At 40.1% G+C, this 15,462-nt stretch carries 15 protein-coding genes; 11 read left to right on the top strand and 4 right to left on the bottom strand.

What is annotated here, in order from left to right; genetic code table 11:
* Positions 1 to 28 precede the first annotated feature (28 nt).
* The 4 genes from fabD (at position 29) to lysM (ending at position 2,733) form a co-directional block, all read left to right on the top strand.
* Positions 29 to 1,015 carry an ACP S-malonyltransferase gene (fabD, locus tag F952_RS03300; RefSeq protein WP_004922148.1) on the top strand — a complete coding sequence of 329 codons (987 nt, stop codon included), beginning with the start codon at positions 29 to 31 and terminating at the stop codon, positions 1,013 to 1,015.
* On the top strand, positions 1,012 to 1,746 hold the full coding sequence (fabG, locus tag F952_RS03295; RefSeq protein ID WP_004922146.1) for a 3-oxoacyl-ACP reductase FabG: 735 nt from the start codon (positions 1,012 to 1,014) through the stop codon (positions 1,744 to 1,746). Before fabD ends, fabG begins: the two co-directional genes overlap by 4 nt.
* A gap of 85 nt (positions 1,747 to 1,831) precedes the next feature.
* On the top strand, positions 1,832 to 2,068 hold the full coding sequence (gene acpP, locus F952_RS03290) for an acyl carrier protein (protein WP_004922143.1): 237 nt from the start codon (positions 1,832 to 1,834) through the stop codon (positions 2,066 to 2,068).
* 188 nt (positions 2,069 to 2,256) lie between these two features.
* A complete protein-coding gene (lysM, locus tag F952_RS03285; protein ID WP_004922141.1) occupies positions 2,257 to 2,733 on the top strand; it encodes a peptidoglycan-binding protein LysM in 477 nt (158 codons plus the stop codon).
* 2 nt (positions 2,734 to 2,735) lie between these two features.
* On the opposite strand, the gene F952_RS03280 is transcribed toward lysM, so the two are convergent.
* Both F952_RS03280 and F952_RS03275 read right to left on the bottom strand, forming a co-directional pair.
* A complete protein-coding gene (locus F952_RS03280; RefSeq protein ID WP_004922138.1) occupies positions 2,736 to 3,968 on the bottom strand; it encodes an ImmA/IrrE family metallo-endopeptidase in 1,233 nt (410 codons plus the stop codon).
* 74 nt (positions 3,969 to 4,042) lie between these two features.
* Positions 4,043 to 4,822 (bottom strand): hydroxymethylpyrimidine/phosphomethylpyrimidine kinase, encoded by a 780-nt coding sequence (locus F952_RS03275; protein ID WP_004922136.1) that lies wholly within the window; start codon positions 4,820 to 4,822, stop codon positions 4,043 to 4,045.
* A 97-nt stretch (positions 4,823 to 4,919) separates the two neighbouring features.
* Here F952_RS03275 and F952_RS03270 point away from each other — a divergent pair, with 97 nt between their 5' ends.
* Complete coding sequence (locus F952_RS03270) at positions 4,920 to 5,594, top strand: HAD-IA family hydrolase (RefSeq protein WP_004922134.1); 675 nt, start codon at positions 4,920 to 4,922, stop codon at positions 5,592 to 5,594.
* 160 nt (positions 5,595 to 5,754) lie between these two features.
* A complete protein-coding gene (locus tag F952_RS03265) occupies positions 5,755 to 6,876 on the top strand; it encodes an acyltransferase family protein (RefSeq protein ID WP_004922131.1) in 1,122 nt (373 codons plus the stop codon).
* Positions 6,877 to 6,900: 24 nt separating this feature from the next.
* Here the strand turns inward: F952_RS03265 and hemJ are convergent, their stop codons facing one another.
* On the bottom strand, positions 6,901 to 7,353 hold the full coding sequence (gene hemJ / locus F952_RS03260) for a protoporphyrinogen oxidase HemJ (RefSeq protein ID WP_004922129.1): 453 nt from the start codon (positions 7,351 to 7,353) through the stop codon (positions 6,901 to 6,903).
* Positions 7,354 to 7,671: 318 nt separating this feature from the next.
* Positions 7,672 to 8,901: a beta-ketoacyl synthase N-terminal-like domain-containing protein gene (locus F952_RS03255; RefSeq protein ID WP_004922125.1), complete on the bottom strand. Its 1,230-nt coding sequence runs from the start codon at positions 8,899 to 8,901 to the stop codon at positions 7,672 to 7,674.
* Positions 8,902 to 9,200: 299 nt separating this feature from the next.
* On the opposite strand from F952_RS03255, the gene F952_RS03250 reads away from it, so the two are divergent.
* From F952_RS03250 to tuf, 5 genes are all read left to right on the top strand, one after another.
* On the top strand, positions 9,201 to 10,586 hold the full coding sequence (locus F952_RS03250; protein WP_004922123.1) for an EcsC family protein: 1,386 nt from the start codon (positions 9,201 to 9,203) through the stop codon (positions 10,584 to 10,586).
* Between the two features lie 184 nt (positions 10,587 to 10,770).
* Complete coding sequence (gene rpsL / locus F952_RS03245; protein ID WP_002050319.1) at positions 10,771 to 11,145, top strand: 30S ribosomal protein S12; 375 nt, start codon at positions 10,771 to 10,773, stop codon at positions 11,143 to 11,145.
* A gap of 160 nt (positions 11,146 to 11,305) precedes the next feature.
* The gene (gene rpsG / locus F952_RS03240) at positions 11,306 to 11,776 is read left to right on the top strand and encodes a 30S ribosomal protein S7 (protein ID WP_004750610.1); all 471 of its coding nucleotides are present in this window, start codon (positions 11,306 to 11,308) and stop codon (positions 11,774 to 11,776) included.
* 177 nt (positions 11,777 to 11,953) lie between these two features.
* Positions 11,954 to 14,092, top strand: a complete 2,139-nt coding sequence (gene fusA, locus F952_RS03235; RefSeq protein ID WP_004922119.1) for an elongation factor G — start codon at positions 11,954 to 11,956, stop codon at positions 14,090 to 14,092.
* 91 nt (positions 14,093 to 14,183) lie between these two features.
* Complete coding sequence (gene tuf / locus F952_RS03230; RefSeq protein ID WP_004922118.1) at positions 14,184 to 15,374, top strand: elongation factor Tu; 1,191 nt, start codon at positions 14,184 to 14,186, stop codon at positions 15,372 to 15,374.
* The last annotated feature ends 88 nt before the right edge of the window (positions 15,375 to 15,462 follow it).

Below are 15,462 nucleotides of genomic sequence, written 5' to 3'. Positions count from 1 at the left end.
AAGTAAAGACCAAATAAAGGATTTTTATATGTCTGCTAAACGACTCGATCAAGTCGCTCAAGCAACTAAAACTGCATTTGTGTTTCCTGGTCAGGGTTCGCAAAAAGTCGGCATGCTCGCTGAACTTGCAGAACAGTTTAGTGGTGTGCAAGAAACCTTTGCCGAGGCTTCTGATGCAGTCGGTTTTGATTTGTGGCACATTGCGCAAAGTGGTGAAGGGTTAGATCAAACTGAAAATACTCAACCCGTGTTACTAACTGCCAGTATTGCATTGTGGCGTGTATGGCTAGACTTGGGTGGTTTAGCGCCTAAATATATGGCTGGACACTCTTTGGGTGAATACAGTGCTTTGGTTGCCGCAGGTGCTTTATCATTAGGTGATGCAGCAAAGCTTGTTAATCTGCGCGGTAAACTGATGCAGAGTGCTGTACCTCAGGGTGTTGGTGCAATGGCTGCAATTTTGGGGTTGCCTGACGAAAAAGTCATTGAATTGTGTCAGGCTGTCACTGCTTCAGGTGACGGTTCTGTTGAGGCTGCCAATTATAATTCACAAGGTCAGGTGGTGATTGCTGGTTCTGCTGCTTTGGTCAATGAAGTCATGACTCAGGCAAAAGAGCAGTCGGGCAAAGCCATTGCATTGCCTGTTTCGGTTCCATCACACTGTTCATTGATGAAGCCAGCGGCAGAAAAATTTGCCGAAGCATTGGAACAAACTGCCATTGAGCTACCAAGCCTTCCTGTAATACAAAATGTAAATGCAGGAATTGCGACAGATGTGACTCAATTGCGCCAAGCTTTAACTGCGCAATTGTATCAGTCTGTACAGTGGACTCGTACCATGCAATATTTGCAAGATCAGGGAATTCAGTACGTGGTTGAATGTGGTCCCGGTACAGTACTGAGTAATCTTGCAAAACGTTTACCAAATATAGAAAAAGCATTTGCGATTGATAGCAAAAGTCGTATGGAAGATGCCCTAAACGCAGTTTTAGTGGCTGAAGGAAAAATTGCATGACACAACAACGTAAAGTTGCATTAGTCACAGGCGCAAGCCGTGGAATTGGTGCAGCAATTGCAGAACAGCTCATTCAAGACGGTTTTTTTGTTGTTGGAACAGCAACAAGTGAGTCAGGTGCTGAAAAATTGGCAGCGCAGTACGGTGAGCAGGGAACTGGTCTTGTACTTGATGTGCGTCATCTGGATGAAATTGAAGCGGTTGTTACCACAATCGAACAAAATTATGGTCCTGTGCTTGTACTTGTGAATAATGCAGGTATTACACGTGACAATCTGTTGTTGCGTATGTCTGAAGATGACTGGGATGATATTTTAAATATTCATTTGAAAGCGGTTTACCGTTTGTCAAAGCGTGTATTGAAGGGTATGACCAAAGCTCGCTTTGGCCGTATTATCAATATCAGTTCAGTGGTTGCACATTTTGCAAACCCAGGTCAGGCAAACTATTCAGCTGCTAAAGCGGGTATTGAGGCATTTAGTCGCAGCCTTGCAAAAGAGATGGGCAGTCGCCAGATTACGGTAAATAGCGTTGCTCCTGGCTTCATTGCAACTGAAATGACAGATGCTTTAAGCGAAGATTTACGTAAAAAAATGAGTGATCAAGTCGCTTTAGGTCGTCTTGGTGAACCACAAGATATCGCAAATGCGGTAAGTTTCTTGGCTTCTGAGAAGGCAAGTTATATTACTGGTACGGTATTACATGTAAATGGTGGTTTATACATGGCCTAAGTGCCGATGTATTAACTTTCAAAAAATTCAATATTCAATTAAACTAACGGCAATTAAAACGCCACGAGCAATGAGGAGAATTCCTGTGAGCGATATCGAACAACGCGTTAAGCAAGCAGTTGCAGAACAACTTGGTATTAAAGCAGAAGAGATCAAAAACGAAGCGTCTTTTATGGATGATTTGGGTGCGGACTCTCTTGATCTAGTAGAACTTGTTATGTCTTTCGAAAATGACTTCGACATCACGATTCCTGATGAAGATTCTAACGAAATCACAACTGTTCAATCAGCAATTGATTATGTAACCAAAAAACTTGGTTAATTGATCAAAGTTGATAAAAACCACCTTATGGTGGTTTTTTTATGCCTGATTAATAAAAATGTGATGGGAGTTACATTATTTTACTTGAATGATGACAATATACACGTAATAACTTGCATTATTTGAGTATAACTTTAAGAGTTTTATACTTTTATTCATGACTACAATAATCATGTCAGGAGAAAATAATGGGTCTTTTTGATTTTGTAAAAGGTATCGGTAAAAAAAATCAGGCAAAAGTTGAACAAACAACGACACCAGCATCAACTGAGCCAACAGCACAAGAAGTCGCAAATCAGCTGCTTGCGCATGTTCAAAGCTTGGGGTTGCCGATAGATGGCCTAGTGGTCAATTATAACAGTACAACAGACTTGGCGACGATTCAGGGTAAAGTTAAAAGTCAGGCAGATAAAGAGAAAATTATCTTGGCTGTCGGGAATATCGATCATGTTGCGAAAGTAGATGACCAGATGACGGTTGAAACACCTGAACCAGAAAGTAAATTTTATACTGTTAAAGCAGGTGATAATTTGTCTAAAATTTCAAAAGAATATTATGGTGATCCAAATCATTACAATAAAATTTTTGAAGCAAATAAACCTCTTCTTAAAGATGCTGATGATATTTATCCAGGTCAGGTCTTGCGTATTCCACAGTATTTTTAAAATTAATCAAATTTAGCTAAGCCTAATCCCTCTAATCGAATTTTGATGGTTTCTTGAGAAACACTAAAATATTTGGCTAGAGGGATTATAATTTTGAAGTAATTATCAATATTGCAAGGTTGGTTATCTATAAATAACGGTGAAAAACCACGATTTTTTATTCCATAGTAGTTAAGATGTGCTATGAACAGCTTCTTAAATAAAGTTCTTGGTAATAATAGGCAAGCTGCAAAGTAATTTGCTTGGAATTCAAGTCTATCAATATTAATAGCTAGCCCATAAAAACTTTGTTGATTAATTGATTGTTCATCCGAAGTTCGTTGCTCGGTTTTTAGAATTTGTCCATGCCCAAGTAATATATGCCCAAGTTCGTGAGCTAGAGCAAATTTAAGCTGAGTATTGGAAAAATATTCAATACCAAATAATTTTATAGTTTTATTATGAAAGTTAAGATTGGCAATAATATCTGTTGACTCAAGTTCATTGGTTTTTATTAGCTTAAAATTATATTTTTGAATAACTATTTCTAAATCTAATTGATTTGCTTGAGAGAATTTTAAAAAAATACTTTCAGCAAATTTTTCCAAATCTTCCTTTGATTTATATGGAACATTTTGTTTCTCTTTACTTCTAGCATATTCTGATTGTAATCCTAAGTCTAAGATCATATCTTTTATGAGCTCTTTAGGATAAAAAGTATTTCTAAAAGGCGTTTGAATAAAAATATTTCCATAATTCTGATAGCCATAATTTTCTTCAGTTAAGGCGGAATAAAACTGATTGTTCAAGTTTGATAATCTGGCTTTTGTTCTATTTAGTATGATTTCATGTGGTTGATGTTGTGTTATGCGCCATAAACTAATTCCTTTATTCTTTGAGAAAGTTAATGCTCCTTCTTGAAAGCCTTTAGTTGTGATGCATAGAGCTTTAGTTTTATGAGTACTAATTTGAGAGACTTTGGATGAAAATTCTTCTATATCGTCTATTGGTACTTTTTTATCATAGTTTTTACATTCAATAAGTATAATTAAAAATGGTATGTCTTGTTGTGGAAAAAATAATTCTAGTGAAAGATCAAAAACAATCTCTTTTTCTCGATCTTTAGAATAGTATGCTTTTTGTTGAGTAAGAAGGCATTGATCTTTAGTAAAGCCAAAATATCCATTTTTAATTAAATAGTTAAAATAATTAAAAACAATTTCTTCAAATATTGAGCCTTTTTGAGTCGTATTCATTCTATAAAATTTTTATCGAGACTGATTCATTAAATCACAATTTAACCCACACGAAAAAAGTGGGTTATTATTCATTAAACTTCAACTTTAAACCGCTTTGGAATTTTTTGCCCATTTGGAGCAGGCATTTCTGCTTGTTTTAATACGTCAAATAACCATACTTCTGCATGCTGCACTGCAATTTTTAAATCATCACCTAGTGCCAGACGACCAGCAATATAACTGGCCAATGAACATCCCGAACCGTGATATTCACCTTCTAGACGTGGGCAGGTACTTTCGGCAACCAGTTCACCCTTTATAAAGAGCTGATTATGAATATGATCTGGTGTGGCTTCATGGCCGCCTTTCACCAAAATCGCCTGAGCACCCATATCAAATAGTTTTTGTGTGGCGTCTTCAATGTTGTCTAATCCAGTTAAAGCACGGAGTTCAACTGTATTTGGTGTAATGACGGTTGCCAGAGGAATGAGCTCGACAAAGGCTTTGACTAGTGTTGCCTGATCGCCTAAAGAGCCGCCGCTATTGGCAACGAGAACTGGATCAAGTACATATTGATAATCTGGATGTTCACGTAGGAACTGAGCAAGTGCAGCGATATTCTCAGTGGTACCGAGCATACCTGATTTAACACATTTAATTGGTAAATCAACGACTACCGCATTGGCTTGAGCAAGCAGTAATTCTTTCGACGTTGCTTCAAAACCAAAAACTTGTTGAGAGTTTTGAATGGTGAGTGCAGTACAGGCGATGGCAGCATGCGCGCCACTTTGTCCAATGGATTCTATATCAGCTTGTAATCCAGCGCCGCCAGATGGATCGAGACCAGAGAAACAAAGTACGGTTGGGCGCACAGTTATTATCCTTAAAATATTCAATTTGAGTTAGTATAGGCAAGTTTGAATAAACTCTCGACCCTATTTTTTATCTAGCATTGTTTGAGTGTGATTTGTGAGCGTTGTAAAAAATATTCTGATTGATTTGGATGGAACTTTAACAGACCCTAAAGTGGGCATTACCACTTCGGCTCGCTATGGGCTAAATAAAGTTGGGTTTTGTGTTGCTGAACATGAAAATATTGACTGGATTATTGGACCACCGCTTAAGGCTTCTTTGGCAAAAATTATTAATGTTGATGCCAGTCATGACTTGGCAGAGCAGGCATTACAGGGTTATCGGGAGCGTTTTTCTGTTATTGGCCTATTTGAAAATGAACTGTATCCGCATGTAAGGTCAACGTTACAAGTACTTCAAACTCAAGGTTATCGGTTATATCTGGCAACAGCCAAACCACATGTTTATGCCGTGCGTATCTTGGAGCATTTTGATTTGCTCAAATATTTTATTCATCCCTATGGCAGTGAACTCACAGGTGAGCGAACCAATAAAGGCGACCTGATTCGTTATATTCTTGAGCAAGAGCAATTAGATCCTGCAGAATGCATTATGGTGGGTGATCGCGAGCATGATATTTTAGGTGCACGTCGCAATGGAATTGAAACGATTGCAGTGGAATACGGCTACGGTACTCAGCAAGAGCTAGATCTGGCAACACCAAAGTATCGAATTCAAAGTTTCGATCAGGTTTTGAAAGTCATCACTGAACATGAATATGATCAAATTTAATTTATAATGAAAGACAGGTTTACACATTTGAATCTGTCTTTTTATAATCCATTTTTTGGTTTATTTCACAAAATAGCCTTAATTTTTATTAATATGGATCAAGCACACAATATTTTAAGCGAGAGTTGATTCCTTTCTCTAATAAATAATGATGATAAAAATGCGACATTATAAAATTGATGTACTAAGAGGCGTGGCTATTATTTTGGTGCTACTTCACCATTTTAATATTCCTTACAAATTACAAGATACTTGGCTGGGTATTTCAGTTTTGGGTGAGCCTTTAAGTACTTTAGTTGCCCGAAATGGTAACTATGGCGTCACACTATTTTTTGTCATTTCAGGTTTTTTGATTACTCAACATACTTTAAATCGGGAAGGGGCTCTATCCAGAATTAATATCAGAAATTTTTACGTGCGGCGGATTGCTCGTATAGTGCCCTGTCTGGTTTTACTGGTGTTAATGGTCACGCTATTGGGATGTTTTGGATTACAGCCTTTTCTCAATCAGGCACCCACGGGTATACATGTTTCTTACAGTCTAACTATTTTTGCGGCCTTAACCTTTTGGATGAATCTTTTAATTATCGAATATGGCTGGGTAAACTACGCTTTGGGGGTGCTGTGGTCACTTTCGGTTGAAGAGGTTTTTTACCTGGCTTTTCCAATATTGTGTTTGATATTGGGTAAAAGCAAACTATTCATTTTATTTCTGATCTCGGTAATTGCTTATGCCCCATATTTTCGTTCTTTACATGCAGGCGAAGAAAGCGGTGCATATTTGTATCATTATTTTTCAAGTTTTGACGGTATTGCCATCGGCTGCCTTACTGCGCTACTGGCACAAAAAATATCGATACGGTTCATATACATTAAGCCTGCCATTTTTTCACTGGTTGCTCTAATGATGGCTTTATATGGTTATGTACCTATTAAAGAGGTGAGTACATGGAGCATAAGTGTATTTGCTCTATTGAGTGCAGCCTTAATTTTTTGTTGTGTTCAACAACAGCAAGTTCAAAACTTGGCTATTTTTCATAGAGTGTTTGCTTGGATTGGGGAGCGCAGTTATGAGATGTACTTGTTTCATTTAATTGTTTTAGGGCTGATTAAAGTCATGTATGTCCCCAAAACCACCTTGCCTGATCAAAAAATTATGCTACTCGTGACTTTTTTAATGGTGACTTTTATTTTGAGTTGGTTGATCGAGAAATATTATTCATCACCATTAAATCAAAAGATTAGACAAAAATGGATGGTAAAAAAGCCTCAAATGGACTGAGGCTTAATGCTGTGTAACCATGCTTTAAAATTGTGGTTTGACCACGACCAGGATCACGACTGCAAATAAAATCAGTGTCGGCATTTCATTAAAATAACGCCAGAATTTGTGTGATTTATAATGGGCATTGCCAATCAGTTTTTTACGGTAGTAGCCGCAAACAAAATGATAGATAACTAAAAGTCCCACCAATCCGACTTTGATATAAAACCAGAGTGCTTCATGATAATGTCGTGTTGCATCGCCCCAATCTACCAAAAAATGAGCAGTGATCAGTGTCGCAATCATAGAAGGCCACATAATCCCACGATAAAGTTTACGCTCCATGACTTCAAAACGACGATGACTAGTGTCATCCTCACTCATGGCATGGTAAACATAGAGTCGAGGTAAATAGAATAAGGCAGCAAACCAACATACTACGGCAATAATATGTAATGCTTTTACCCATAAGAAAGCATCAGAAGGTGCATCCATTACAAATCCTTAAATAGAGACAATGAACTCGAGATAATTGCAACACACAGCATATCTCGATGCGATCATGAGTTTAGATGAACACAGTATTTAGTGTTGAGTCAGATTTTTCAAGTGCTTGCACAGAAGCATTGCAGATCATGTGCTGAATTAAGATGCCTGTTTTCTGAGCTAAAACCATGCGGGTTTGTATTGAATAGGATGCTATAAATCATCGGGCAGAGTTAAAACCTAAATTAAAAAATAAGCGGAAATATATATCCGCTTATTTGTAATGGATGTATCTTTTAAAAAATGCTTTAAAGCTTTAAAAAGAAATTATTGATCCCATTTTTTGAAGATCAAGCATGCATTTACGCCGCCAAAACCAAAGCTGTTGCTCATTACAGCATTGAGTTTTGTATCACGTTTTTCTAAAACAATATCAAAACCTTTAGCGCCTTCATCGAGTTCAGTCACATTGATGTTTGGTGCAATAAATTCATTTTGAAGCATTAACACAGAATAAATCGCTTCATGAACACCCGCAGCACCCAAGCTATGGCCTGTCATAGATTTGGTAGAACTAAAAGCAGGAACTTTACCTTCACCAAATGCACGTTCCATGGCTTTAAGCTCGGTGATATCACCAGCAGGAGTCGATGTACCATGTGTGTTGACATAATCTAGAGAATCAACACCATGTTGCTTGGCTTCTTCAAGCGCCATGAGGATACAGCGAGTTGCGCCTTCACCACTTGGTGCAACCATGTCTGCACCATCGGCATTTGCAGCATAAGCTACAATCTCAGCCAGAATGTTGGCACCGCGTGCTTGAGCATGTTCAAGTGACTCAAGTACCAAGAAACCACCACCACCTGCGATGACGAAACCATCGCGGTCTTTAGAGTAAGGGCGAGATGCAGTTTCAGGTGTATCGTTGTATTTTGAGCACAACGCGCCCATGGCATCAAACAATAAGCTTTGTGACCAGTGGTCTTCTTCACCACCACCTGCCAAGATAAGATCTTGTTTGCCTAGCTGGATTAAATTATAAGCATAACCAATTGCATCAGCAGAAGTTGCACACGCGCTGGCAATAGAATGTGAAACACCCTGTAACTTGAATGCTACGCCTACGTTTGCAGTAATGGTATTGGTCATGTTACGGGGTACAAAGAAAGGACCGACTTTACGCGCACCTTTGGTTTCAAGTAATTCCTGCATTTCTACAACAGATGCGGTAGAACCACCACCACTTCCGCCTACGATACCGTAGCGAGGATTACCTTCAAGGTCTGCTGCTGTTAAGCCTGCATGTTCAACTGCAGCGACTGCTGAGTTGTAAGCGTACATTGCACATACGCCCATAAACCGTTTTAATTTGCGATCAATATTGTCAAAATTTTGTTCTGCTGCAGCACTCACATGACTTTTGAAGTTGAGTTCTGCATAAGTTGGGTTAAAACGTGTGCCCGAGATTCCATTTTGAAGTGAATGCGTTACATCTTCTAAAGTGTTACCAATACATGAGTTGATACCCATACCAGTGATTACAACACGTTTCATTTAGAGATCCCTTATTGGTGATAGTCTTGAGTCTGAATAAATACGTCGTCCTTTACGCGCAAGGTAAGGCGAAACGAAACATCGTGTGACTCATTGTTTGAGATTGTATTCATGATAACAGAATGATTTTTTAATTCTTATGGCAAATCTTATATGTATTAATGTTTACAGCAGATCATGTTACATGAAGTGACATACCTACAAGGATTAACCAAAAGAAACAGATTAAAGTTGAGATAAATCCGTACTCCACCTAGTATTTAGCATTAAACGTAAGAAACAAAATATAGAGGTACTTGATGACTAATTCTAATAATAATCAAACCCAGAGTCTGCTCTCTACGGCGTTTGGAGTGGCTAAAAAGCTCAGCTTCACGGGTTTAGATGCTTTAAACCATGTTGCACCCGGCACAATTGCTAAAATGAATTCTGCTGTAGATCAAGCACGTACCGTTGAAGGGCATGTCGAAACCAAGGGCGCTTTTGAAATAGAAAAATTTGATAGTCCTCAACAAATGCTTCGTCAGCATTTACCCAAAGTTTCGCATCAGCTTTTGGGGCGTCATTACAATCGTGTTTATAGTGTGGCAAATTTTGTATCTCCTGATTTTCAAAATAAAATTGCAGATTACTTATTTGATCGACTCAACGATTTTACAGCGCAAACCAGTTCGGTCGGGCGTGTTTTGGAGGAAGCAGGTGCAAAATCAATTGATGAACTCAAAAAGAATCCAGATCGTTCTCAGCGTTTGAGTCAGGCTTTTATTGAGCAAAACAAACTCATTGCTATTGCACAAGGCTCAATCAGTGGTGCTGCAGGTGTTATCGGGGCGGCTATAGATGTTCCATTATCCCTACTTTTGGCATTGCGCACGATTTATCAAACAGGGCATGCCCATGGTTTTGAGCTAAAAAATGAACAGCAGGTTGTAGCGTTTGTATTTAAAGAAATTGATCTTGGTCTTGTCGCTGAAAAACAGACATTGTTATTGGCACTCAAAACCTTAAAAAATATGCTACAAACCCATGACATTTCTCAATTACAGCAGTTTCTAGGGTCGAGTAATGATGCCGAAGTATTAAAAAAATGGTTTCTGGATGAGCAAGGACAACCGAAATTTAGTTGGTTAAATGGTGTATCACGTTTTGGTGCGATTGGTAAGCTTACTCCTGTAGCGGGTGCTGCACTTAGCGGCATATATAGCTGGAAACTAATAGAGGATGCTGGACATAAGGCCCAAGCGATTTTTGGTGGGGCAAGACATTATTTGCTTGAGCATCCAGATGAGCATCTGAATGCACTAGATGCATATCATGCAGAGGCCAGATTATTCCAGTCATCTTCTGCACCGCAGATGAAAGTTGCACAGATTGAGCAAAATACCGAAAATTCTGCTGCTGTAACGCCTACTTCAGAAGAAAATCCTGTGGTTGCAAAGGTTAGAGTACGAAAAAAAGTAGCAAAGCCTGCGCCTACTGAGTCTGAGGTTGATCAAGGTGTTCAGGAAAAACTTGAATCACTAGCTGATCAATATGTGGAACCACATCCAGATACAACACCTCAGCAACCTGCCTTAAAAGAGACTACTGAGGAGGAAGGTGCCGAAATTCAAGCATTTGATGAGCAACAGCCTCCAGAAGTCAAACCAAGACGTAAACGTACACCTAAACCTAAAACACCGTAATGTCATAAAAACTTAAACAAAACAGGTTATTTTCTACCGCTTAAAAAGATGTGCAATCCAAGGGCTGGTCAACATTTGCTAATGATGCCGATGTTGACCATTCTTGTATCTTGGCTTACAATTGCATGCCCTCAAAAAGAGGTGTTTTCTTTTTGAGGTTTTTAATTAACGGGAGAATTGCCATATGGCAACAACAAATCAGTTGATCCGTAAGGGTCGCACAACTTTGGTTGAAAAATCCAAAGTTCCTGCGTTGAAGGCTTGTCCACAACGTCGTGGTGTTTGTACACGTGTTTATACCACTACACCTAAAAAACCTAACTCAGCTATGCGTAAGGTTTGCCGTGTTCGCTTGACTTCTGGTTTTGAAGTATCTAGCTACATCGGTGGTGAAGGTCATAACCTACAAGAGCACAGTGTTGTTCTTATCCGTGGTGGTCGTGTTAAAGACTTACCAGGTGTACGTTACCATACCGTTCGTGGTTCTTTAGACTGTGCTGGTGTTAAAGATCGTAACCAGTCTCGTTCTAAATATGGTACTAAACGTCCTAAGAAATAATTCTTAGTTGTTGAATGCCGCAATCCTTTAGCGTTTCGCTTGTTTGAATTCCTAAGTGTTTGAAATTCAAGCGACGTATAGTAAGGCCAGCGTAGCGTGCATGACACTTGCACAATCTGCTGGATCATCCTGAAGTGTCATATTTATAGGTAGTTTTAAAATGCCAAGACGTCGCGTAGTCGCTGCTCGTGAGATCCTTCCAGATCCTAAATTCAGCAGCCAAACAATCGCTAAATTCATGAACCATGTTATGCAAGACGGTAAAAAGTCTGTTGCTGAAGGTATCGTTTACGGTGCTTTAGAACGTGTTCAAGAAAAAAATAAAGTAGACCCAGTAGAATTTTTTGAAGCTACGCTTGAAAAAGTTCGTCCTATGGTTGAAGTAAAAGCACGCCGTGTTGGTGGTGCTACTTATCAAGTACCTATGGAAGTACGCCCATCCCGTCGTACTGCCCTAGCTATGCGTTGGTTAGTAGATGCTGCTGCTAAGCGTTCTGAAAAAACGATGGCTTTACGTCTTGCTGGTGAGTTGCTTGATGCAGCTGAAGGTAAAGGTGCAGCAATCAAAAAACGTGAAGATGTGCATCGTATGGCTGAAGCCAACAAAGCCTTCTCTCACTACCGTTTCTAAGCGGATAAAACAGTCCCTCATCAGGAGAATATTCATGCGTACAGCAGCTCGATTCAACATTGCTCTTTATCAAAGTGGGAGCTTTGCGGGTATTTAGGTTGTCTGTTTGGATATTTGTGCGCATCAATTTGATTGATGCGTCCTGTTTTAAATATAACATTTAGGAATGTAGACATCATGGCCCGCCAAACCCCAATTAGTAATTACCGTAACATCGGTATTTCTGCTCACATCGATGCAGGTAAAACAACTACAACAGAACGTATTTTGTTCTACACAGGTGTATCTCACAAAATTGGTGAAGTACACGATGGTGCAGCAACAATGGACTGGATGGAACAAGAGCAAGAACGCGGTATTACAATTACCTCGGCTGCTACAACTTGTTTCTGGTCTGGTATGGGTAACCAATTTGCACAACACCGTATCAACGTAATTGACACCCCGGGACACGTGGACTTCACAATCGAAGTTGAACGTTCTATGCGTGTTCTTGATGGTGCGTGCATGGTTTACTGTGCAGTTGGTGGCGTACAACCTCAGTCTGAAACTGTATGGCGTCAAGCAAACAAATATAAAGTGCCTCGTTTAGCATTCGTGAACAAGATGGACCGTACTGGTGCAAACTTCTTCCGTGCTGTTGAACAAGTTAAAACTCGTTTAGGTGGTAATCCTGTACCTATCGTTGTACCAATCGGTGCAGAAGATACGTTTGCAGGTGTTGTTGACCTGATCGAAATGAAAGCGATTATCTGGGATGAAGCATCTCAAGGTATGAAGTTCGAATATGCTGATATCCCAGCTGACCTCGTTGATACGTCTAACGAATGGCGTACAAAAATGGTTGAAGCTGCGGCTGAAGCATCTGAAGAATTAATGGACAAGTACCTGGAAGAAGGTGATCTTTCTAAAGAAGAGATCATTGCAGGTTTACGTGCTCGTACATTAGCTTCTGAAATTCAAGTAATGCTTTGTGGTTCTGCGTTCAAGAACAAAGGTGTTCAACGTATGTTGGATGCTGTAATTGAATTCTTGCCATCACCTACAGAAGTTAAAGCGATCGAAGGTATCCTTGACGACAAAGACGAAACTAAAGCGTCTCGTGAAGCATCTGACGAAGCGCCGTTCTCTGCGTTAGCGTTCAAAATCATGAACGACAAATTCGTAGGTAACTTAACATTCGTACGTGTTTATTCTGGTGTTCTTAAACAAGGTGATCCGGTTTATAACCCAGTTAAATCTAAGCGTGAACGTATCGGTCGTATCGTGCAAATGCATGCGAACGAACGTCAAGATCTTGATGAAATCCGTGCAGGTGATATCGCAGCGTGTGTAGGTCTTAAAGACGTTACGACGGGTGATACATTATGTGATGAGAAAAACATCATTACCCTTGAGCGTATGGAATTCCCAGAGCCAGTAATTTCATTGGCTGTTGAACCAAAAACTAAAGCTGACCAAGAAAAAATGTCAATTGCTTTAGGTCGTTTGGCAAAAGAAGATCCATCGTTCCGCGTTCGTACAGACGAAGAATCTGGTCAAACCATTATTGCGGGTATGGGTGAACTTCACCTTGACATCATCGTTGACCGTATGAAGCGTGAATTCGGTGTTGAAGCGAACATTGGTAAACCAATGGTTGCTTACCGCGAAACCATCAAAAAGTCTGTTGAACAAGAAGGTAAGTTCGTTCGTCAAACAGGTGGTAAAGGTAAATTCGGTCATGTATATGTTCGTTTAGAGCCTATGGATGTTGAAGAAGCTGGTAAAGAATACCAATTCGCTGAAGAAGTTGTCGGCGGTACTGTACCTAAAGAATTCTTTGGTGCGGTTGACAAAGGTATTCAAGAACGTATGAAGAATGGTGTATTGGCTGGTTACCCTGTTGTGGGTATCAAAGCGACATTATTTGATGGTTCTTACCACGATGTCGACTCTGATGAATTGTCATTCAAAATGGCTGGTTCTTACGCCTTCCGTGATGGTTTCATGAAAGCAGATCCTGTTCTTCTTGAGCCGATCATGAAAGTTGAAGTAGAAACTCCAGAAGATTACATGGGCGATATCATGGGTGACTTAAACCGTCGTCGTGGTATGGTTCAGGGTATGGACGATCTTCCTGGTGGAACAAAAGCAATTAAGGCTGAAGTTCCACTTGCTGAGATGTTTGGTTACGCGACTCAAATGCGTTCTATGTCTCAAGGTCGTGCGACATATTCTATGGAATTTGCTAAATATGCTGAAACTCCACGTAACGTGGCAGAAGGCATTATCGCGAAATTCCAGTCAGGCGGTAAAAAAGGTGACGACGAGTAATCTTTCGATTACTATAAGCCCAAACTAATTTTTAGTTAAAAACCAAGCGCTCATGAGCGATCCTCATGAGCAGTTTATAAAGGAAAAACTCATGGCTAAGGCTAAGTTTGAACGTAATAAACCACACGTAAACGTGGGCACAATTGGTCACGTTGACCATGGTAAAACAACTCTTACTGCTGCGATCGCAACAATCTGTGCGAAAACTTACGGCGGTGAAGCGAAAGATTACTCACAAATCGACTCAGCTCCAGAAGAAAAAGCACGTGGTATTACCATTAATACTTCACACGTAGAATACGACTCTCCAATTCGTCACTACGCGCACGTTGACTGCCCGGGCCACGCCGACTACGTTAAAAACATGATTACTGGTGCTGCTCAGATGGACGGCGCGATCCTTGTTTGTGCTGCGACTGACGGTCCTATGCCACAAACTCGTGAGCACATCCTTCTTTCTCGTCAGGTAGGTGTACCTTACATCGTTGTATTCTTGAACAAATGCGACCTTGTAGACGACGAAGAGCTTCTTGAGCTTGTAGAAATGGAAGTTCGTGAACTTCTTTCTACTTATGACTTCCCAGGCGACGACACTCCAGTGATTCGTGGTTCTGCGCTTAAAGCGTTAGAAGGTGATGCTGGTCAATATGGCGAGTCTTCAGTTCTTGCGCTTGTAGAAGCACTTGACACTTACATCCCAGAACCAGAGCGCGCAATCGACAAAGCATTCTTGATGCCAATCGAAGATGTATTCTCGATTTCTGGTCGTGGTACAGTTGTTACTGGCCGTGTAGAAGCTGGTATCGTGAAAGTGGGCGAATCAGTTGAAATCGTAGGTATCCGTGATACTCAAACTACGACAGTAACTGGCGTTGAAATGTTCCGTAAACTTCTTGACGAAGGCCGTGCGGGCGAGAACTGTGGTGTTCTTCTTCGTGGTACTAAGCGTGAAGACGTACAACGTGGTCAAGTACTTGCTAAACCAGGTACAATCAAGCCGCACACTAAATTCGACGCAGAAGTATACGTACTTTCTAAAGAAGAAGGTGGTCGTCATACTCCATTCCTTAACGGTTACCGTCCACAGTTCTATTTCCGTACCACTGACGTAACTGGTGCAATCCAGTTGAAAGAAGGCGTTGAAATGGTAATGCCAGGTGACAACGTTGAAATGTCAGTAGAATTGATCCACCCAATCGCAATGGACCCAGGTCTACGTTTTGCGATCCGTGAAGGTGGTCGTACTGTAGGTGCTGGTGTTGTTGCGAAAGTAACTGCATAATCAGTGCTCGAAAAAAAAGCGTCCCCTTGGGGCGCTTTTTTTATATCTACATTTAAACATTACTTATTTAAGAATAATCCCTTTAATT

The organism is Acinetobacter baylyi DSM 14961 = CIP 107474 (genome assembly GCF_000368685.1).
Classification (GTDB): Bacteria; Pseudomonadota; Gammaproteobacteria; order Pseudomonadales; family Moraxellaceae; genus Acinetobacter; species Acinetobacter baylyi.
This window is presented reverse-complemented; position numbering and strand designations above follow the sequence as displayed.

Excerpts from the sequence above, each read along its gene's own strand:
- fabD (WP_004922148.1), top strand. The coding sequence starts at position 29 with ATGTCTGCTAAACGACTCGATCAAGTCGCTCAAGCAACTAAAACTGCA.
- fabG (WP_004922146.1), top strand. The coding sequence starts at position 1,012 with ATGACACAACAACGTAAAGTTGCATTAGTCACAGGCGCAAGCCGTGGA.
- lysM (WP_004922141.1), top strand. The coding sequence starts at position 2,257 with ATGGGTCTTTTTGATTTTGTAAAAGGTATCGGTAAAAAAAATCAGGCA.
- F952_RS03280 (WP_004922138.1), bottom strand. The coding sequence starts at position 3,968 with ATGAATACGACTCAAAAAGGCTCAATATTTGAAGAAATTGTTTTTAAT.
- F952_RS03265 (WP_004922131.1), top strand. The coding sequence starts at position 5,755 with ATGCGACATTATAAAATTGATGTACTAAGAGGCGTGGCTATTATTTTG.
- hemJ (WP_004922129.1), bottom strand. The coding sequence starts at position 7,353 with ATGGATGCACCTTCTGATGCTTTCTTATGGGTAAAAGCATTACATATT.
- F952_RS03255 (WP_004922125.1), bottom strand. The coding sequence starts at position 8,901 with ATGAAACGTGTTGTAATCACTGGTATGGGTATCAACTCATGTATTGGT.
- F952_RS03250 (WP_004922123.1), top strand. The coding sequence starts at position 9,201 with ATGACTAATTCTAATAATAATCAAACCCAGAGTCTGCTCTCTACGGCG.
- rpsL (WP_002050319.1), top strand. The coding sequence starts at position 10,771 with ATGGCAACAACAAATCAGTTGATCCGTAAGGGTCGCACAACTTTGGTT.
- rpsG (WP_004750610.1), top strand. The coding sequence starts at position 11,306 with ATGCCAAGACGTCGCGTAGTCGCTGCTCGTGAGATCCTTCCAGATCCT.
- fusA (WP_004922119.1), top strand. The coding sequence starts at position 11,954 with ATGGCCCGCCAAACCCCAATTAGTAATTACCGTAACATCGGTATTTCT.
- tuf (WP_004922118.1), top strand. The coding sequence starts at position 14,184 with ATGGCTAAGGCTAAGTTTGAACGTAATAAACCACACGTAAACGTGGGC.